Source organism: Rossellomorea vietnamensis, from assembly GCF_008180615.1.
Lineage (GTDB): Bacteria > Bacillota > Bacilli > Bacillales > Bacillaceae_B > Rossellomorea > Rossellomorea vietnamensis_D.
Genome location: NZ_VTEH01000028.1, coordinates 14,915 through 34,598, shown reverse-complemented (window position 1 = coordinate 34,598; position 19,684 = coordinate 14,915). Strand labels below are relative to the sequence as shown.

The following is a 19,684-nucleotide window of genomic DNA, read 5'->3' as shown; positions in this document are numbered from 1 at the left end:
ATGCGGTTTTATTTTCGATTATTTTAACTTACATCGACTAGTTTTCAACTTATGTCCCAGCCTTTTTCTATGCTTAAGAAATTATCCTCTATGGATAACTTATAGCTTTGTTATCCACGTCCAGCTTCAGCGCCTGAGGGTCCGTACCCACTGGAACGGACTTAGCACCTCGGGGTCAAATAACCCAAAGAGAATAAAAGGAAAGACCGCCTTTTTTTCTCTTTGGAACATTTGCCTGTCGGGGCTGACCAAGGCGCTTGCGCTTTTGTTCAGTCCAGCTTCAGCGCCTAGCCCCTCGGGGTCAAATAACCCAAAGAGAATAAAAGGAAAGACCGCCTTTTTTTCTCTTTGGAACATTTGCCTGTCGGGGCTGACCAAGGCGCTTGCGCTTTTGTTCTTTAAAGTCAGTATTGTTACCGATTGATTAAGCTCTTATGGATTATTAGATTGACAATAGAATAATCACATGGAAAGTTCATCATACTATACATAGTTATAAAGGACTTAAGGGTTTGAGGTGAATTGCATGTTTTTCAAAAAACGGTCAGCAGGAAATAAAAAGAAAGCACAAGCAAAAAATTCTCAAGCCACCAGCTATTCAAGTATTGAAGAATTGTTTGCTAAAACGAAAGAGTCTCATGATTTTCATCAACTTCCGGTAACCGACATAAAGGGATATTTAATCATTTCCTATTATGGTACTCTTGTCGATCATCTCCGACTGGAAGAGAAAGTTCTGTGTGTCTTCAGGTCTCCAAATTTTCATCCTGAAAAACTAAATGATATAGATGATATAAAAAAGATCATTCCGATTGAAGATATAGTTATTACAGAAGATATGAACGAGATTGAAACTAAAATCCTTAAAGGATATGTCGTTCTGCAGATTAGAGAAAAAGATCAAAAATGCGCCTTAATTAATATGGCTGATACAAAGGCTGGGATGCGCGAGGAAAACAACGTTGAAAATGAATACAGTGTGATCGGGCCAAGAATTGGGTTTGTTGAAAATATTGTAACCAATATTAATTTGCTAAGGCAGAATATAAATACTCCTAATTTAATTTTCAAAGAAATTCATATTGGTTCTTATTCACACACCAAAGTAGTCATCGCCTATATTGACGGGGTTACCAACGATCAATATATTCAAACAATGACTCAACGTTTACAAGATATAAATTTTGATGTGGTATTTGATTCATCTCAACTTCATCAAATAATAGAAGATAATTCTTTAACACCATTTCCGCTTTTTTTATCCACCGAACGCATAGACAAGGCTGCATTCGCTTTGATAAAAGGACAAGTGGTGGTATTTAATCATGGTTCATCTTATGCAATTACAGGGCCCTCTACCTTGCTTGATTTTTTTTCATCTCCTGAGGACTACTATCTGCCTTGGCTTCTTGGTTCTTTTTTTCGCTTAATACGTGTTTTCAGTGTTCTTTTCTCAATTTTTGCTACTCCTACTTACGTAGCCATATTAACCTTCCATTATGAAATCATACCTAGAATTATGCTAAATACCCTTGGCTTTTCACGTCATAATGTACCATTTCCTCCGGTATTGGAAGTACTATTTTTGGAACTTACAATTGAACTTCTGCGAGAGGCCGGAGCCCGACTGCCAACGAAAGTAGGTCAAACTCTGGGTATAGTCGGCGGTATCGTTATCGGTCAAGCATCCGTTGAGGCAGCTCTTACCAGCAATGTACTTCTTATTATGGTTGCATTAGCAGCATTAGCCTCCTTTACGACTCCTAATTATAAAATGTCGAATACGATTCGGTTTTTGCGTTTTCCTTTAATTTTATTTGCTTCTATATGGGGCATGCTGGGTATTGTTGTAGGAATCTGTTTTATACTAGTACACCTTACCCGGTTAGAATCATTAGGCGCACCTTATACAGTTCCCCTCTATCCATTCAGGCCAAAAGATTTTGGGGATACCTTTTTCCGTTTATCTTTCAGTAAAACAAATAAAAGACCAAGCTATTTACGTCCTAAATCAATTCTGAGATATCAACCGCATACCGAGAAAAAAAAGAAAAACGATTTTGATGAATAGCAGTTGAGGTGAAGCACATGCAGCGAATTTTTCTTTTTATGGTTAGTATCACAGTTTTCCTAGCAGGGTGTACCAATCAAAGAATCATTGATCGTGTTCAAATTATTCAAGTTCTTGGATACGATATTCATGATGATAAGGTCAAAGGAACTGTGATCTATCCTACTTATGAAGAACCAGGGAAAACAGCATTGCATACCCTGGACGCCGAAGCGGATACTTTTGATTATGTTCTAGAAAATATGAATACCAAATCACCGCACCCCATCGATACAGGCCAATTGCGTACAGTATTATTCAGCAAGGATTTTGCCGAACAGGGACTTAAGCCGGTAATTCAGTTTATGAGCAAGGATCCAATAGTGGGAAGCAGAATGCAGCTAGGCATCACGGAACCAACGGCAGAAAACATCATTCAATTAAGTGTAGACCAAAAAGTTCCCTCCCACTTATACGATAAGATTAATCATAATATAAAGCATGGAAGTTTGCCGAAAATGAACCTCCATGTATTTTTGACAGATTTTTATAGTGAAGGAAAGGATCCGCTTTTACCTTACTTCATTGTAGAGGATGGCATAGTCAAAATTGATGGGCTGGCTATATTCAAAAAAAGTAAATATATCAATCATATTAATTTGAAGCAGTCCTATCTTTTAAAAATGTTAAAAGACGGAACAAAAAATGGGCAATATGAAGCCCAAGTTAAAGATGATGATAGTGAAGGTTATGTTTTTTTTAAGAAACTGGATTCGAATGTAGAATATTCCATAAATCAGATTGAACAAATCCCTGAAATATCAATTGATTTAACAGTGAAAACTCAGATAAAAAGGGTTCCTGAGTGGCTTAACTTGACCAAAAATAAAGACATCGAAAAAACAGAGAAGATTTTGGAGAAACATTTTAATAAAGAGATCCAACAGTTGATTTCACTGCTTCAAGAGTACGAAGCAGATCCCATTGGAATTGGTGATAAGATGAGGGCTTCATCGAGAAAATGGAATTATGAACGTTATCTGAGCATATACCCTGATCTTAAGACCACCGTCAATACAAATGTGAAGATCATCCAAACAGGTGCAGAAGAATAAGCTTCATTTCGAAAGGAGGGCAAAAGTGAGAACTGTCATTGATGAACGTTTTTTAGTATCTCCTTATTTCGTTTTTTTTCTGATCTATTCCAATATTATAGGCATTGGGATTATGAGCTTTCAAAGAGAAATTGCCAGGGATGCTGGTTACGATGCCTGGATATCAGTAATCCTAACCGGATTAAGCATACATATATTACTTTGGATGATGTACCGGATACTCAAAATTGCAAATGATGATGTCATATATATAAACCGATTTTGCTTTGGGAAGTGGATTGGAGGATTAATTAATATTTGTTTCATCCTCTACTTTTTTGTATTGGCACTGATTGTTTTCCGTGTATATATTGAAGTGGTACAAGTTTGGATGTTTCCTCTAATGAAGACATGGCAGATCAGCTTCATATTCCTCATCTTGCTATATTATATTATTTCAGGAGGGTTTCGTGTAATTACCGGAATTTGTTTCTGGGGAACGATTATCCCTTTTATGATTTTGACCCCAATTAGTTCATTTGCCTTGGAATTTGCAGACATTAATCGTTTATTACCGATTTTTAATCATTCTTTAACAGAAATAGCAGGGTCGTCTAAATCGATGGTTTTTCAATTTCTTGGGATTGAAACTTTATTCATGTTTTATCCTTTTCTAAAGAATCCTGAAAAATCACAAAGATGGGCTCATTTTGGACTTCTGTTCACAATAATTTTTTATCTTTTTGTTACAATCATAACATTTTTGTACTTTAGTGAGCCACATCTTAAACATACCATTTGGCCCTCAATCACACTAATGAAAATAGCAGAGATTCCTATAATTGAAAGGTTCGAATATATTGTAGTTTCATTTTGGTTTCTTTTGGTTCTGCCTAATATCAGTGTTAAATTATGGGCAGCCTGCCGCGGGGTTAAAAAGATGATAAATATCAAACAGCGTACAATCTTGTTCATTTTTCTGCTTTTGTTTTTACTTTTTTCTAATCTTTTAGAGGACTTTAAACAAATAGAACAAATACAGGATATTTGTTCAAAGATTGGTTTCTCTCTTTTATATTTTTATATCCCTTTTCTCTTCGTGGTCATACAAGTGAAACATAAACTGTCGAAATATCGTGATATGTCATAAAACTCGTTGGTCTATTATTTATACAGATCATTGGCTCACGTCCTGATACAAAGTTATCACACGTGAAACAAACGTTTGGAGGTAATGTGAACTTTGGCGGAAATCTTACCCTAGTTCAATAAACGTGAATCTAAATGGAAAAACTGAGGATATCAAGGTAATAAAAATATACTCAACGGAAATGAACTGATGCAGCTTCAACAAGAAATTGAAACTGAATTAGAAATGAAAACTACGGATCACATAAAAAAATGCAAGAGCTGAAGGTGGATCCTCTTCAATTTTGTGACACACAACCCTTAGCCCCTTTTCCAAACCCATCAGCGAAAAGGTATGGTTAGCCGCTTGGGGGAAATTGAAAGAGGTTGACCCCCTTGGCCGGAGTCAACCTTAGATTACCATTTAAAATTACCTATTCTACTCTTTTTTTACTAAAGGATCCAAACCAGCAGTTTCCATATAATCTTTTCCCCAGTTATACATAGCATCGAGAATCGGCATCAAGCTTCTTCCTTGTTCAGTAAGCGAGTATTCTACTTTTGGAGGAACAACGGGATAGACTTCACGATTTACAATCAAGTCTTCTTCCAGTTCTCGCAATTGATTAACTAGCATTCTCTGCGTAATCCCTGGAATAAGAGCTTTCAATTCACCAAATCGCTTCGTTCCCTCTTTTCCTAGATGCCATAGTATAAGCATCTTCCATTTACCACCAATAACGGAAAGAGTTAATTCTTTTTCACAATTAAACATCTTTTCCTGCATTCGCGACATTTCACATCACCTCAATAGTTATTATACCCACAGTATACTTTTTTCACTATCTAAAATAAATGCATGTACTCACAATATCCTTTTATACAATCTATATTACAAGGAACATATCATTCTATTCTGCTGTTCAAGGAATGAGTTATAGAATGATGGAACAATTTTCAAGTCAAAAATATTACATTAAATGAGGTACCTCAGGTGATGATTTAATCAAGCTTTCTTATTCTGCGATTAATTATATAGGCGGTTTAGCTAGTATTCCAATTGAAAAATCGTCACAAACCTCCCTTTATTCCAGCAGATGTAGTCGGGTCGACAATTGGGGCAATTTTCAATCAACTAATACAGAAAATAAGCCATGCTGAATAGCGCATTGTTTCTTTTAAAGTTAATTGTAAGACTAAATTAACGGTATTTCTCATAGTATACTTTTCAACACTATGTAAAATAAAAGTGCGTACTTTTAAGATTGAACCATACCTTGTATACTTGCAATTGTTCAGTGAGAGAACATGATATTCCTTATTGCCCGCAGGTACAGATAGAGCACTATATGGATTATATTACTGTAAAAGTATTATCACACTTTGGAGATATTATCACTGAACAATAATAAAAAATTATAGGAGTGAGTATAGATGGAATTACAATTAGCATTAGATTTAGTAAATATCCCAGAAGCAATTGAGTTAGTTAAAGAAGTGGAGGAGCATATTGATATCGTTGAAATCGGTACACCGGTTGTAATCAATGAAGGTCTTCATGCTGTAAAAGCAGTTAAAGAAGCATTCCCTGACTTAAAGGTATTAGCAGACCTAAAAATCATGGATGCAGCTGGTTATGAAGTAATGAAAGCTTCTGAAGCAGGTGCAGATATCGTGACAATTCTTGGAACTGCTGAAGATATGTCAATCAAAGGTGCTGTAGAAGAAGCAAAAAAACATGGTAAAAAAATCCTTGTTGATATGATTGCTGTTAAAGACCTGGCTGGACGTGCAAAAGAAGTAGACGCTATGGGCGTTGATTATATTTGTGTTCATACTGGCTACGATCTACAAGCAGTTGGAAAGAACTCTTTTGAAGATCTACAAACCATCAAAGGTGTTGTAAAAAATGCTAAAACTGCAATCGCAGGTGGTATTAAGTTAGACACACTTCCAGAAGTCATCAAAGTACAACCAGACCTTGTCATTGTAGGCGGCGGGATTACTGGACAAGCTGATAAAAAAGCTGCTGCTGCCAAAATGCAGCAAATGATTAATCAAGGGTAATCCAGATCATGATTACAACTCAATACCTAGCTGAAATCATAAGAGAGTTAAATCGCTCCGTAGATTTAATTTCGAATGATGAAGCTGAAAAATTAGTTAATGGAATTCTTGAATCCAAAAAAATCTTTGTTGCCGGCGCAGGTAGATCTGGATTTATGGCCAAATCATTCGCCATGCGAATGATGCACATGGGGATAGATGCCTATGTGATTGGTGAAACAGTAACCCCTACCTTTGAAAAAGATGACATCTTAATCATTGGATCAGGTTCAGGTGAAACGAAAGGTTTAGTTTCCATGGCTGAGAAGGCAAAAAGCATCGGTGGGACGATTGCAGCTGTAACCATTTTTCCTGGGTCCACTATTGGACAATTAGCTGATATCACAATTAAGTTGCCTGGCTCACCCAAAGATCAGTCGGAGAGTGATTTTAGGACGATTCAACCAATGGGCTCATTATTTGAGCAAACACTTTTACTATTTTACGACGCTGTGATTCTTCGGTTCATGGAGAAAAAAGGTTTGGATACCAATAAAATGTACGGTAAACACGCCAACTTAGAATAAATATATTATTCCTTGAGTTCTAAATCGGAAAGACCGCAAGTTGTTTCCATACAAGATTGCGGTCTTTCTGTTAGAATGAACTACTTCAATTTGTAATTAGGAGTTAAAAAATGATTTCTATAAAAGGAAAAACTGCAATAGTTACTGGAGCAGGAAGAGGCATTGGACGTGCTACTGCCATCGCCTTAGCAAAAGAAGGCGTTCATTTGGGCCTAATCGGCTTAAATATGTCTAATCTAGAAAAGGTAGCTGCTGAACTAGCACAATTTGGTGTAACGGTTTCTGCAGCAACAGCTGATGTGACCGATATTGAATCAGTTACCCATGCTGTTGATCATATCAAATCAGACTTAGGTCCAATTGATATCCTCATCAACAATGCTGGTGTTGCTAAATTTGGTGGGTTCCTTGATTTAACACCAGAAGAATGGGAAAAAATCATCCAAGTCAATTTAATGGGTGTGTATAATGTAACAAGAACAGTGTTACCAGGAATGATCGAAAGAAAATCAGGAGATATCATCAATATCTCTTCATCAGCTGGCCAAAAAGGTGCTCCTGTTACAAGTGCTTACAGTGCTTCTAAATTCGCTGTTTTAGGGCTGACAGAATCACTAATGCTTGAAGTAAGAAAACATAATGTCCGTGTTACTGCTTTAACACCAAGTACGGTCGTTACAGATTTAGCCATTGAAACAAATCTTGTTAAAGGCAATGAAGAAAACGTAATGCACCCAGAAGACCTTGCAGAATTAGTCGTAGCTAGTTTGAAATTTAATCCAAGAGTATTCGTTAAAACAGCTGGATTATGGTCAACAAATCCATCCTAAAACGAAGCAGGTCCAGTGGGGTCTGCTTTTTAGTTCGTAAATGATACTCTTATATGTATCAGTGATATAAGGATATTACTTTCTCTAAATCAACAATTAACTGGTTAACTTCATTCTGTGATAAGCGTACAAGCATTTGATCGTATAAGGTAATAATTTGTCCATCCTCTTCCTGCTGATGTTTTTTTAAATAATCATAAATATTATTTAATTGGTCTTCATTAAGGACCGACTCTGTTCCTAAATTTTTGACTTTCTGCAAGGAAAATTCATTGATAGTCGAATCAAATTCACCTGCAATAATGTTCCCTTTCACGTACATCCTCTCACTCCTCAAAGTCAGTATAGGATAGTTTTCCCACATAATATGTTAAATAACTCTTTCCTCCTCCATTTTAATGAATGTAATGGGTTTGCAAATGTTTGATTTTATACCTTGGCATCAAAGATTAAGGATTTCTTTTTTGTGTTTTTATTAAATGTGATAATAAGATGGTTCATTGATTTAGTTTCCATTTAACACATTAGAACAAAAAAGATCTAGAGTAATGTCATTGAACGATTAGGTAACAATTACTGTTACCTGGATTTTATCTTAGCCATTTGCTTTTGTTATTTGACATTGAGGTGTAAACTCGTCTCTTATTCTTGGATTTTCAAATATGAAAAAGTCACGATTCTTTTGTGTGCTCAACATACTCATAAAAGAAAAACCGTATGTGGCATAATTGAACTCTTTCTTGGAAGAAACATCATGACCTTTGAAGAAAAAATCAGCGGACGGCGAGTTGTTAGGAATAATAAAACAGCACGCATCTATCAAGATATTCTGAAACTTCATTTCACCGACTGGAGAAAGAAGAAGATGATTCGTACGGTTGATTTTGTCGGAACGATCGCCAAAAACCTCGGCGTCACAGCAGAGGATATCGGCATTATCACCTTCCATAATCAAATGTCTTATGCTGATATTCTGAATGGAAAAGGCTCGCTGGTTTTACAAGCGATGGGGAATGCAACGATCGAGGGGAAGAAGTTAAAGGTTAGTAAAGCGATTAAGTAGAAAAAGCAGTATCCCCTTCACTTTGTTGAAAGTAAGCGGGTACTGCTTTTTATTAACTATGAACACAAACCCTTCAATGGAGGTTTAATTTGTTTCTTCTACGGTAATTTCTAATAAGCCTCATCACTTATGGGACAGTTCTTTCCGTACAGTCTCTAATTTCCCCACCTTCATCTCATTTCCATATGAGAAACGGATTACGGTCCATCCGTCAATCACCAATTGGTTTTGACGTTCCAGACTATCGGAAAATTGCCATCTGCTTATTTTCTGTAAATGAGGGCCGTACCCGTCAATCTCAAAGCAAATCTGCATGGTTGGACGAATATAAGCAAAGTCCAAGTATCTTTTCCCATCCTTAAAATCATTGATTTCATATTCTGGATGCAGAAACCGAAAATGCTGAAACAACGGCCACCACACTTGTTTTAAAAACAACATTTCAGCTGTTTGTGACCTTCCTCTAAGCGCAGCAGCCGTTCTCCAGTTCTTGACTGTAAGTGACTATTCATAAAGTTCTGATATTCTTTTTCAAATCCCATAGCATCCCTCTTCCTATCCAATGTTCATGTTTATTATAAGACCCTTAAATTTGATATTCGGAAAGTTTTTTTTGTTAATGCGAGTAAGAAAAGCAAGTTCGTGTGGTATTAATTTGGGGGAGAAATTAAGATTAAGATTTAGCTTATGGAAGAAACTTGAGTGGAGTACTATTTTTAGTTTAATGGAATTCCTATATTTGTAAATCTATTCTTTTTATATTTCAATGCTTCTACTCTTATCATTTCTACTTAGCGATAGGGAAATTTGGGACATGGGGAAGGTGAATTTACCCACAAAAAATAATTAAGGACAAGTCCCTCTGTCCCACCGAAACATTGTCATTAGTCCCACTTCAGTCAAGCGAAGAATTGAATTAATCTCATCGACTGTAAGGGATTGGATAATATGTTTCTTTCAATATACTTAATATGATGTTCTTCAATAAATTGGAGGAGACAAAAGGGGAAAGCATGTGAAGAAATATACTTTAGGACTCTGTGGACAAATCAGATTTTGAGAAGGGACATTGACAGGTTCTCCCAGGAAAAGAGTACAGATTCTTTGTCCCCATTCATTTTATCTAAAAATGGCGAGAAAACTCCCTCTTCAAGCGTGTGAAGGGCATAGCCCAACGGTAAGGGGGAGATGAATCGCCTGCCCTTTGGTCTCTACTAAAAAAACTTCGAAAGAACATATGTTCCCAAGGCACCATCTTTCTTGGTATAATTACTACAAGGAGGTGAAACTATTTGAATGTTAAAAAAACCTTTAAATTCAGGATCTATCCAAATCATGAACAGACTGAATTAATCAATAAAACGTTCGGTTGTTCCCGGTTCATCTACAACTATTTTGTTGGGAAACAAAAGAACAAAGACGCTTATTGGTCTATCGTAAATGAAATGGTACAGAATGGGCAGCTTTCACAGAACAATTGGAAAGGTGAATTTTTCAACAAGAACCAATCCATCAAAGCTGTTCGAGAGCTCAAGAAGACCTATTCATTCTTGAAAGAAGTCGATAGTATCGCCCTTCAGAAATCAGTTGAAATCGTTCATGATTCCTACACACGGTATTACAAGAAACAAAATCGTTTACCTCGCTTCAAATCGAAGAAGAATCCTGTTCAATCCTATACCACAAAGTTTGTGAACGGGAATATACAAGTGAAAGATAAACACATCAAATTGCCAAAACTCGGCCTAGTTCGCTTTGCTAAGAGTCGTGAGGTGGAAGGCCGAATAATGAACGCCACCATAAGACGAAACCCTTCAGGTAAGTTCTTCGTTTCGATTTTGGCTGAATCAGAAGTTCAACACTATAAGAAAACCGGCACCTCTGTCGGAATCGACGTGGGTTTGAAGGATTTCGCTACTCTTTCAGATGGCACAACCCATAAAAACCCCCGCTTTTTCCGTAGACTAGAAAAGAAAATAATGAATGCCCAACGCATTCTTTCTAGGAGGCAATTGGGTTCTTCGAATTGGACTAAACAAAAAAAGAAAGTTGCCCGGCTGCACGAAAAAATCGCTAATGCAAGAAAAGATTTGTTGGACAAAATCTCTACCGAAATAGTCAAAAACCACGACATTATCGGCATTGAAGATTTGTCCGTCAAAAACATGTTAAAAAACAAAGACCTTTCAAAAGGAATCAGCGAAGTAAGCTGGGCCCAATTCAGGTCTATGTTGGAATACAAATCATTATGGTACGGCAAACAGGTGATAGCCGCAGCGAAAAATTTCCCTTCGAGCCAGCTATGTTCTGTATGTAATTATAAGTATAAAGCCGTTAAAGATCTTGCGTTGCGTGAATGGACGTGTCCAAACTGTAAAAGCAGCCATCAAAGGGATCTTAACGCAAGTATAAATCTTCGCAATGAAGCATTGCGATTAACCGCAGGGACTGCGGGGATAGCCTAACCAAAAATGAACCGATAGGTTTGTGTTCTTAGGAATCCCCCACTTCAAGCGACCTGTAAGGGCGGTAAGTGGTGGGTAGTTCAAATAATATCCAAAGGTCTTTTTCTTGTTGGTTTTGGAAATACCGCATCAAGTCTGTTCAGATCTTCCATGGTCAATTGAATAGCAGCAGCTTGAGCATTTGCTAAAACATGTTCTTCCTGAACAGCTTTTGGGATTGCAATTACGTTGTTTGAACGAATGGTCCACGCAAGAGCAATTTGTAATGGCTGTACATTGTATTTTTCTGCAATTTCAAGGATGGTTGGATCGCTTAGTAGTTGTCTTCTTAAGCTCCCTCCTTGGGCCAGGGGACTATAGGCCATAGTTGGCATGTTATGTTCAAGATGCCATGGCAGCAGATCATAATCAATTCCTCTGGAACCAAGATGATATAACAATTGATTTGTCACACATTTTTTTCCGTTATCGGTATCCCACAACTCTTTCATATCATCCGTATCAAAATTAGAAACTCCCCATCTTACAATTTTACCATCCTTGCGCAGTCTCTCCATTCCTTCAATCGTTTCTGCCAGCGGAACCCTGCCTCTCCAGTGTAAAAGATACAAATCAAGATGATCTGTTCCTAGTCGTTTCAGGCTATTTTCACATGCTTTTTCAATCAAATTCAACCCGGAATGATGAGGATATACTTTCGATACTAAAAAAACGTTATCTCTTCGCCCCTTGATTGCCTCCCCAACTAAAAGTTCGGAATCACCATTTCCGTACATTTCAGCCGTATCGATGAGCTTCATGCCTAGCTCTATTCCAAGTTGCAAAGCTTTGATTTCTTTGTGTTTCGATTGAGGATTTTCACCCATGTACCATGTTCCTTGACCAATGCTTGGAAGAACGGTTCCATCAGGTAAAGTTAGTACACGTTTTTCAAGTGAATGCTTGATTGTCAATATTTTTTCATGGTCGCGTAAACTCAATTTTCATCATCCTTTCCTATCTCATCTTGCGTTTCTTTAACTTCAATTCTTCAATTAAATACCAGAAGAATTGGATTGTTATTTTCAAAAAAAATGTGGCTATACTTGTTGTAGTATAGCCACAAAAATAACATTATAATTTCACTTACACCAAATGAGCCCCGCCATCAATAAGAAGAGAAGTACCAGTTGTAAAACCATTTTTCACTAAGTACACATAGGACTCAGCAATGTCTTCAGGCTGTGCCACGCGATTAACAGGCAGCTGCTGTGCAATTTGGCTGTATAAATTCTGTCTTTGCTCGTCAGGCATCCCTCCGTAGAGCGGGGTGTCCACAATACCAGGTGAAACGACATTTACCCTTATAGGGGCCAGGTCTACTGAAAGCCCCCTGACCAATCCATCGATCGCTGAATTGATCGAAGCAAGTGTAGTTGCCCCCTGTGGTGGACGGATTCCATAAACACCAGAGGTCAATGTGATAGAACTGGTATCATTTAAGTACGGAATAGCAGCACGAACGGTTAAGTATTGCCCCCAATACTTACTATCGAACGCTTCTCTAACATCCGCAACGGGTAAGTCACTAAAATGCCCCATTGCACCTTCACCTGCCGTAACGACAAGGTGATCAAAATTCCCTACCATTTTAAAAAAGTCAGCTAGTTTATCTTCACTGCGAAAATCAATATTGTATGCTTCCACATTACCACCGAGTACATTCTTTGCCTCTGATAGTTTCGCATCAGAACGACTTGCAATAATGACTTGAGCAGATTCATCAAGAAATGCCTTGGCTGCCGATAACCCGATACCAGAAGTACCTCCTATGACGACTACACGTTTTCCTTCTAATGACATTGCATGAACCCTCCTTAAAAAATTCTTTTTAGGTTGAATCTGAAAAGATATTACAGATTGCTTTTAGTGGAAATATTTTATTTCGCTAAAAGTTTCAGCGCTTCACGATTGAATGCCGGGATATCATCTGGAATACGGCTGGTCACAATATTATTGCTTACCACAACTTCTTCATCTTTATAGTTAGCCCCTGCATTTCTTAAATCATTACGAATAGATTTGAAACCAGTAATGTCCACACCTTTTAATAGATTTGTATCGATCAAGACTTGTGGTCCATGGCAAATAGCAAAAACAGGCAGGCCTTCTTGGATGAATTCTTTAGCGAATTGACCAAAGCGGTCATCTTCACGCAGTAAATCAGGAGAGAAACCCCCTGGAATAAGCAAAGCATCAAAGTCTGCAGGATTGACTTCATCTATGGCTTTATCAATTTTTACAGTTGCGCCTTTTTTACCAGTTACTTCATTTCCTGCATGTTTATCAATTGTAATCACTTGATGACCCGCTTCTTTGAATGCTTTTGCCGGTTCTGTAAATTCAACATCCTCAAATAAATTGGTGATAAGTGCAGCAATTTTTTTGCCCAAACTAAAAAACCTCCTTATTTTCCTCACAACAAATGCTCTTATTTAATGGAAGCAGCGGGTTCGAAATTCACTTCCGAACCACACTCTATCCAACTAAAATGTAGAACTAACGTAATGCGTTGACAAGGGCTTGTCCAAATTCTTTCGCACCTTCTGGACCATCGCCAGTAATAATGTCATCATGGGCAACAACATGTTGTTCAACATAATTAACGTCAACAGCTGTCAATTCGTTCTTTTGAACATCTACTGGATAGCAAGTTGCTTCTCTTCCAGAAAGCAAACCAGTTTTAGCAACTGTAACAGCTCCTGCACAAATTCCTGTTACAAGAACGTTCTCATTATAAGTTTGCTTCAAAAAGTCTTGTAATTTTTGATTTCCCCATAGATGATCATTTGTACCAGATCCTCCAATTACCGAAATAACATCAAAATCTGTGGACGATACGTCTGAAAAGATAACCGAAGCAGTTGCTTTCCCATCATAGTCACCAGTAACTTCACCTGCAACGGTGCTGGCAATGGTTACTTCGACTCCTGCATTTTCAAGCTCTTCTTTTGGTTTGAATAACTCATCTTCATTAAAACGTTCTGGCGGTATAATTAAGAGTGCTTTTTTACTCATCATTTTTTCCTCCTCAAAAAGAAAAAGATTTGTTGATAACATTTTTTTATAAATTTGTATTTTCACTTGTGGCTGTTAACAAATCCATCTGAAATTTCAGCGAGCTGTGCAAGGTCTTGTGTATGGTAAAAAGCATCACCTGGAGAACTTCCAACGTGCAATCGATGATAGATCCAGCAATGAGAATGGTATCTCAAACACTTTTTTGTATGCTCAGATATAGAGTCATCCTCTTGCTAAAAAGTGTTTATTACAAATGCTTTGAAATCATTTCTGTTAAAGCTTCTTTAGAATTGAACCCGATAACCTTATCTACAGCCACTCCGTCTTTGAAAAGAATCAACGTTGGAATACTCATGACTCCAAATTCCCCTACTGTTCCTGCGTTTTCATCTACATTAAGCTTGATGATTCTAACTTTGTCTCCCATTTCATCATCAATTTCCTCCAATACAGGAGCAATCATTTTACAAGGACCGCACCATGGTGCCCAAAAGTCCACTAAAACTAATCCCTCTTTAATTTCAGTGCTGAATGTTTGATCTGTTACGTGTGCTATAGCCATTATTATATCCTCCAATTCATTCTTATAATTTTAATCAAACTAGTTTTTAAAGTTTACAAAAAATATTAAATTCCCCTCCTTTTTAATGTAACAAAAAAAGTTACAGTTTAGTTTTTATAGTACGCACTTAATAAAATAGTTTATAGAATAGACATTACAAAGAAATGGTCTGGTAAATGTCCCTTATAAACTAAACTATTTTAATAGCCGCTTTTTGAATTGATTGCTTCCTGTTCAACAGGATAACTGTAATATTAATACTTACAGTTTAGGAAGTCAATAAAAATTCACTCGACATTCTCAAATCCACTATTGTCGGGATACACAGACGAGAAGTTCTCATTTCATATCAACGCTGGCGATTAAATCAGGATGCATTGTGTCTAAGAAATACAAAGCTCACCTTAAAGAACAAATCGCCAACGCGACTTAAAGCAGTCCCAAGTGAACAACATTCACTTGGGACTTTCCTCGCTTCAAACATGGTGCCGCCGCAATTCGGACTTCCACTGTGTATAGAAGTCTTTTTGTCTGGTCTTATTTAGATTATTGGATAATTCAGCTCGTAACTTGGGTAGCAATAGTATGGTGGTCTAAGTCCAATTTTTGACATTGGCCAGGAATCTTCGATATAGACCATCTTTACTTTTTCATTTGAATGGTTGACTAGCAGCAGCTTTACTTCTGGATTAAATTCATATCTCAATATGGTACCCCCCTTCCATTAGGAATTTGTGGATTCTCCCCCATCAACATGAAGGACTTGACCAGTTACAAAACGAGAATCATCAGAAGCAAGATAGACATAGGTTGGTGCAAGTTCAAATGGATGGGCAACTCGTTCCATTGGATTAAACGCTCCATATACAGCGACTTGGTCTGAGGAGAAACTTGCTGCAATAAGCGGAGTCCAGATTCGGCCGGGAGCAACGGCATTGACTCGGATCCCTTGTTTCACGACATTTTTAGCCAAGGCACGTGTCCAACCAACTATTGCCCCTTTTGTGGCAGTATAATCGATCATTTGCTGCTCACCTACATACGTCACCACTGAAGAAGTGCCAATGATTGAGCTGCCAGGCTTTAAATGAGGAAGCGCTGCTCTTGTTGTGTAAAAATGAGAGTATATATTAACTTTAAAGGTATCATCGAATTGCTCATCTGTAATGTCAAGCAGACTTAGTTGTTGGAATTGGATGCCAACGTGGTTACAAAGAATATCGAGACGTCCAAACGTATTTACTGTTTGTTCTACAATGGAGATGCACTGTTGTTTGTCCCGCAAGTCACCAGGCATTAGTAAACAACGCTGTCCGAGTTGTTCAATCCTCGTTTTGGTTCTATTTGCATCCTCATGTTCATCTAAGTATGAAATAGCAACATCTGCGCCTTCTTTAGCAAACGCAATTGCAGCTGCTGCACCAATCCCACTATCCCCCCCTGTAATGAGTGCTACTTTTCCTGTTAACTTTCCACTCCCTATATAGTTCGGATTTTCAATAATTGGAAGGGGCACCATTAATTTTTCAACCCCGGGGTGGCGCAGCTGGCGCTGTTCAGGTAGACTTATCGGAATTTCTTCGTAACGTGTGATTTTCCCATAGTTAGGGTACATGGGATAAGGTTGAGTTTGCATGTTCGCTTTAAACATTTGCTGCATTTGCTTTATTTGCTCTAATTGACGACTTTGATCATTTTGGTCCATAGAAACCTCCTATAATGATTTTCTTCTAGACAATGTATATGTTATTCACTACAAATAAAGTAATAAAAGTGTGAAAAAGTGGTTTACTTTCAGCACAGAAGCGTTTTCTTCTTCAAAAGAGATACCTTTTCACTTTATTGAACTGACCTTTAGGACAAGGACGTTTAACTCAACATTCCTACATAACATCTTTAAATCACTGATTTTCCAGAGTGGCACTCAAACAGCCAATTCGTTTCCTCACTCTTCATCCATCCTTTTAAAGTCTTGATTTTTCCAATCTATATACCTTCCCAAACCATTTAAAAGATGGGCAAAATAATCCTTATTTCTCCGCCAGCTGTTCTCTAAGCCGATTAAGTTAGTTCCTTTAAAACCGTTTCCCAGCCCTGTCTAAAGCAAAGAGTTTGATATTGGTTTAAAAAGATAATAATATAGAGATATCGCAAATTATCAATATCCTTTGTTAGATTAGTTAAGATAAGAAAGGGGCTGGCAGTGTTGAATCGTGAATCGAATATGATCAATGACGAACAGGCAGTTGAAATTTTCAAGGCTCTGTCAAATCAAATAAGAGTTAATATCCTGCAAATGTTGAAAGAACCTGATCATAATTTTTCCACGCAGGCCCATGTCATCAAAGAAAAAGGCTTTGATGGCGGAGTTTGTGTTAGTGATATTCGCAGTACAGTAGGACTATCACAGTCCACCACCTCCCAGTATTTGTCTATCCTATTGCAAAGCGGGCTGGTGGAAATGAAACGAATCGGACAGTGGACTTATTATCGACGCAATGAAGAAACGATTAAACAGTTTGAAAAGTATATAGGCTTAAAAATCTAACCTTTTAAGGAGGACCAACAGTGAGTTTTCAAAATCATCGTGCTTATAACAGCATGTACCAGAAAGACAAAATGACACTCGGATTTGTCCTCCCGACTGCCAGGATGTCTAAAAATCCGATTATGGAGAATCAGCTCGAGCTTGCACGGAAAATTGAGGAATATGGCTTTGCTTCATTATGGCTCCGTGATATTACGATGCAGAATTTGAATATTGATGATAACGGCCAAAAGTACGATTTATGGATTTATTTGACGTATCTTGCTGCCTATACGAAGCACATTGCGTTAGTCACAGGAAGTGTAGTTCTCCCTTTGCGCCACCCTGTCAGAGTAGCCAAGGAAGCTGCATCAATCGATGAATTGTTTCCAGGTCGATTGATTATGGGAGTGGGATCTGGGGACAGGGAAAAAGACTTTACAGCTTTGGGGATATCCAAGCAAGAAAGTGGTCTGTTATTCAAAGAAAATTTCGAAATTATCGATCGGCTTTTAAAAGAAGATCAGCCGACAATCCACAGCCGCACCGGGCTGATCGATGGTACAGGTATGAGGTTAATCCCAAAACCCGGATCTTCCATTCCGACCATGGTGACTGGATTTGGCAGTCAGTCTATGGACTGGATAGCCATGAATGGAGATGGGTGGATTCAATACCCAAGAAGCATTATTCAACAGGAGCAGATTATCCAGGATTATCGTGCATTAACTGAAGTTCATGCTCCAGGAGATTTTAAACCCTTCTCTCAAAGCTTGTTCATCGATTTATCGGAAAATCCCGATGAAAAGCCTGTCTCCATACCTTTAGGCTATTCCGTGGGAAGAAACCGTTTAGTTGATTTGCTTCATCAATTTCAAGCGATTGGTGTCAACCATTTGGCATTTGTTCTGTATTTTTCCAAGCGCCCTCCAGAGGAAGTAATCCAGGAACTTGGAGAATTTGTTTTACCCTGCTTTCCGACCCATTAAGGTACAAAAAGTCTAGTCTAATAAAGGATGTATTTTCTGCAGATATTAAACCAGTTACATTATTGTGATTTAGATTAAAGCAGTAAAAGAAGACAAAGAAAACAACCTGTAAATTCGTTTATAGGAGTTAAATGAAATTTTTAAAGAAAGAAGATGAGCATATGCCTGAAAATGACACAAAACAAATTACGGATATTCCATTCTCTGTCCTTGACCTCTCTCCAATTGCAGAGGGAAGTACGCCGGCTGATTCTTTTGGCAATACTTTGGAGCTGGCCCGGCTCGCTGAAAAACTGGGGTATAACCGATATTGGCTCGCTGAGCATCATAATATGCCATTTATCGCCAGCTCTGCAACATCGGTAGTCATTTCCCATGTTGCAGCAGGCACTTCAAAAATCCGGGTAGGTTCAGGCGGCATTATGCTGCCGAATCATGCACCTCTTGTTATTGCTGAGCAATTTGGGACTCTGGAATCATTATATCCAGGACGTATTGATCTCGGCTTGGGCCGTGCACCAGGCACTGATCAGCTAACCGCACGTGCATTAAGACGGGACTTGAGAAGTTCAGGAGAAGATTTCCCTGAGCAGCTGGCTGAGCTCCGGAATTACTTTGACCCTTCCCTGGCACAGGGATATAGCCATGTTAAAGCAATTCCGGGTGAGGGATTAAACATACCTATTTGGCTGTTAGGTTCAAGCGGCTACAGTGCCCAGCTGGCAGGAGAGCTTGGACTGCCGTTTGCATTTGCGAGCCATTTCTCGCCTAATAACACACTTCCGGCTATCCAGCTGTATCGCAGTTCGTTTAAGCCTTCCAAAGTACTGGAAAAGCCGCATGCAATGGTAGGGCTGAACATCATTGCGGCCGACACAGATCAAGAAGCCGAGCGGCTCGCTACAACATTGCAGCAGCAGTTCTTGAATTTGATGCGCGGGAAGGAAGTCCCATTGCAGCCGCCAGTGGATAATATTAATGATATAGCGAGCGACTATGAAATAGCTGCTCTTGAGAATCAATTAGGAACTTCGATTGTCGGCAGTCCTCAAACTGTAAAAGAAAAGCTGGAAAAGTTTCAGGATGAAAGTCAAGCCGATGAAATCATGGCAATCGCCCAGGTTTACGATCATAAGGCCCGCCTCCGTTCCTTTGAAATATTGGCAGAAATCACTCAGCTAAAATAGGTAAAAACCAGCCGATTCTTATGGCAATGTATCTCTATATATTTTTTGTATCTATAAAAAAGTGCCCGTCAAAGAAATTTTTGCAGTCTATGTTAT

At 38.2% G+C, this 19,684-nt stretch carries 19 protein-coding genes and 1 pseudogene; 11 read left to right on the top strand and 9 right to left on the bottom strand.

Features of this window, described 5'->3' with window-relative positions; translation table 11 throughout:
• The first annotated feature begins 526 nt into the window (after window positions 1-526).
• From FZC79_RS22100 to FZC79_RS22090, 3 genes are read left to right on the top strand one after another with little or no spacing between them, the layout of a single operon-like run.
• The gene (locus FZC79_RS22100; protein ID WP_148948790.1) at window positions 527-2,071 is read left to right on the top strand and encodes a spore germination protein; all 1,545 of its coding nucleotides are present in this window, start codon (window positions 527-529) and stop codon (window positions 2,069-2,071) included.
• A 17-nt stretch (window positions 2,072-2,088) separates the two neighbouring features.
• Complete coding sequence (locus tag FZC79_RS22095) at window positions 2,089-3,165, top strand: Ger(x)C family spore germination protein (protein WP_148948789.1); 1,077 nt, start codon at window positions 2,089-2,091, stop codon at window positions 3,163-3,165.
• Window positions 3,166-3,190: 25 nt separating this feature from the next.
• On the top strand, window positions 3,191-4,294 hold the full coding sequence (locus FZC79_RS22090; RefSeq protein ID WP_148948788.1) for a GerAB/ArcD/ProY family transporter: 1,104 nt from the start codon (window positions 3,191-3,193) through the stop codon (window positions 4,292-4,294).
• Between the two features lie 417 nt (window positions 4,295-4,711).
• Here FZC79_RS22090 and FZC79_RS22085 read toward each other — a convergent pair whose 3' ends face one another.
• A complete protein-coding gene (locus tag FZC79_RS22085; RefSeq protein ID WP_148948787.1) occupies window positions 4,712-5,068 on the bottom strand; it encodes a winged helix-turn-helix transcriptional regulator in 357 nt (118 codons plus the stop codon).
• Between the two features lie 638 nt (window positions 5,069-5,706).
• Between FZC79_RS22085 and hxlA the strand changes: the two genes are divergently transcribed.
• The 3 genes from hxlA to FZC79_RS22070 all read left to right on the top strand — a co-directional run bounded on the left by hxlA (window position 5,707) and on the right by FZC79_RS22070 (window position 7,735).
• Window positions 5,707-6,339, top strand: coding sequence for a 3-hexulose-6-phosphate synthase (gene hxlA / locus FZC79_RS22080; protein ID WP_148948786.1), 633 nt, complete (start codon window positions 5,707-5,709; stop codon window positions 6,337-6,339).
• An 8-nt stretch (window positions 6,340-6,347) separates the two neighbouring features.
• The gene (hxlB, locus tag FZC79_RS22075; RefSeq protein WP_148948785.1) at window positions 6,348-6,905 is read left to right on the top strand and encodes a 6-phospho-3-hexuloisomerase; all 558 of its coding nucleotides are present in this window, start codon (window positions 6,348-6,350) and stop codon (window positions 6,903-6,905) included.
• Window positions 6,906-7,015: 110 nt separating this feature from the next.
• The gene (locus FZC79_RS22070; RefSeq protein ID WP_148948784.1) at window positions 7,016-7,735 is read left to right on the top strand and encodes a 3-ketoacyl-ACP reductase; all 720 of its coding nucleotides are present in this window, start codon (window positions 7,016-7,018) and stop codon (window positions 7,733-7,735) included.
• 58 nt (window positions 7,736-7,793) lie between these two features.
• On the opposite strand, the gene FZC79_RS22065 is transcribed toward FZC79_RS22070, so the two are convergent.
• Window positions 7,794-8,057 carry a hypothetical protein gene (locus FZC79_RS22065; RefSeq protein ID WP_148948783.1) on the bottom strand — a complete coding sequence of 88 codons (264 nt, stop codon included), beginning with the start codon at window positions 8,055-8,057 and terminating at the stop codon, window positions 7,794-7,796.
• Between the two features lie 438 nt (window positions 8,058-8,495).
• Between FZC79_RS22065 and FZC79_RS22060 the strand changes: the two are divergent.
• Window positions 8,496-8,798 (top strand): annotated as a pseudogene (locus FZC79_RS22060) (DbpA RNA binding domain-containing protein); the annotation flags it as partial.
• Between the two features lie 123 nt (window positions 8,799-8,921).
• On the opposite strand, the gene FZC79_RS23720 reads toward FZC79_RS22060, so the two are convergent.
• Window positions 8,922-9,209: a hypothetical protein gene (locus FZC79_RS23720; protein ID WP_252183434.1), complete on the bottom strand. Its 288-nt coding sequence runs from the start codon at window positions 9,207-9,209 to the stop codon at window positions 8,922-8,924.
• An 881-nt stretch (window positions 9,210-10,090) separates the two neighbouring features.
• On the opposite strand from FZC79_RS23720, the gene tnpB reads away from it, so the two are divergent.
• Entirely contained in the window at window positions 10,091-11,263 is a 1,173-nt protein-coding gene (tnpB, locus tag FZC79_RS22050) for an IS200/IS605 family element RNA-guided endonuclease TnpB (RefSeq protein ID WP_148948782.1), read from the top strand.
• An 80-nt stretch (window positions 11,264-11,343) separates the two neighbouring features.
• On the opposite strand, the gene FZC79_RS22045 is transcribed toward tnpB, so the two are convergent.
• The 6 genes from FZC79_RS22045 to FZC79_RS22020 form a co-directional block, all read right to left on the bottom strand.
• Window positions 11,344-12,243 (bottom strand): aldo/keto reductase, encoded by a 900-nt coding sequence (locus FZC79_RS22045; RefSeq protein WP_148948781.1) that lies wholly within the window; start codon window positions 12,241-12,243, stop codon window positions 11,344-11,346.
• Window positions 12,244-12,388: 145 nt separating this feature from the next.
• On the bottom strand, window positions 12,389-13,105 hold the full coding sequence (locus FZC79_RS22040; RefSeq protein ID WP_148948780.1) for an SDR family oxidoreductase: 717 nt from the start codon (window positions 13,103-13,105) through the stop codon (window positions 12,389-12,391).
• A 77-nt stretch (window positions 13,106-13,182) separates the two neighbouring features.
• Window positions 13,183-13,695, bottom strand: a complete 513-nt coding sequence (locus FZC79_RS22035; RefSeq protein ID WP_148948779.1) for a type 1 glutamine amidotransferase domain-containing protein — start codon at window positions 13,693-13,695, stop codon at window positions 13,183-13,185.
• 106 nt (window positions 13,696-13,801) lie between these two features.
• Window positions 13,802-14,320, bottom strand: coding sequence for a DJ-1/PfpI family protein (locus FZC79_RS22030; protein WP_148948778.1), 519 nt, complete (start codon window positions 14,318-14,320; stop codon window positions 13,802-13,804).
• Window positions 14,321-14,570: 250 nt separating this feature from the next.
• Window positions 14,571-14,885, bottom strand: coding sequence for a thioredoxin (gene trxA, locus FZC79_RS22025; RefSeq protein ID WP_148948777.1), 315 nt, complete (start codon window positions 14,883-14,885; stop codon window positions 14,571-14,573).
• A 724-nt stretch (window positions 14,886-15,609) separates the two neighbouring features.
• Window positions 15,610-16,590, bottom strand: coding sequence for an SDR family oxidoreductase (locus FZC79_RS22020; protein ID WP_148939707.1), 981 nt, complete (start codon window positions 16,588-16,590; stop codon window positions 15,610-15,612).
• 519 nt (window positions 16,591-17,109) lie between these two features.
• Here FZC79_RS22020 and FZC79_RS22015 point away from each other — a divergent pair.
• From FZC79_RS22015 to FZC79_RS22005, 3 genes are all read left to right on the top strand, one after another.
• Window positions 17,110-17,433, top strand: coding sequence for an ArsR/SmtB family transcription factor (locus FZC79_RS22015; protein ID WP_148948811.1), 324 nt, complete (start codon window positions 17,110-17,112; stop codon window positions 17,431-17,433).
• A gap of 20 nt (window positions 17,434-17,453) precedes the next feature.
• The gene (locus tag FZC79_RS22010) at window positions 17,454-18,401 is read left to right on the top strand and encodes a TIGR03571 family LLM class oxidoreductase (RefSeq protein ID WP_148948776.1); all 948 of its coding nucleotides are present in this window, start codon (window positions 17,454-17,456) and stop codon (window positions 18,399-18,401) included.
• 161 nt (window positions 18,402-18,562) lie between these two features.
• Window positions 18,563-19,588, top strand: coding sequence for an LLM class flavin-dependent oxidoreductase (locus FZC79_RS22005; RefSeq protein ID WP_148948810.1), 1,026 nt, complete (start codon window positions 18,563-18,565; stop codon window positions 19,586-19,588).
• The last annotated feature ends 96 nt before the right edge of the window (window positions 19,589-19,684 follow it).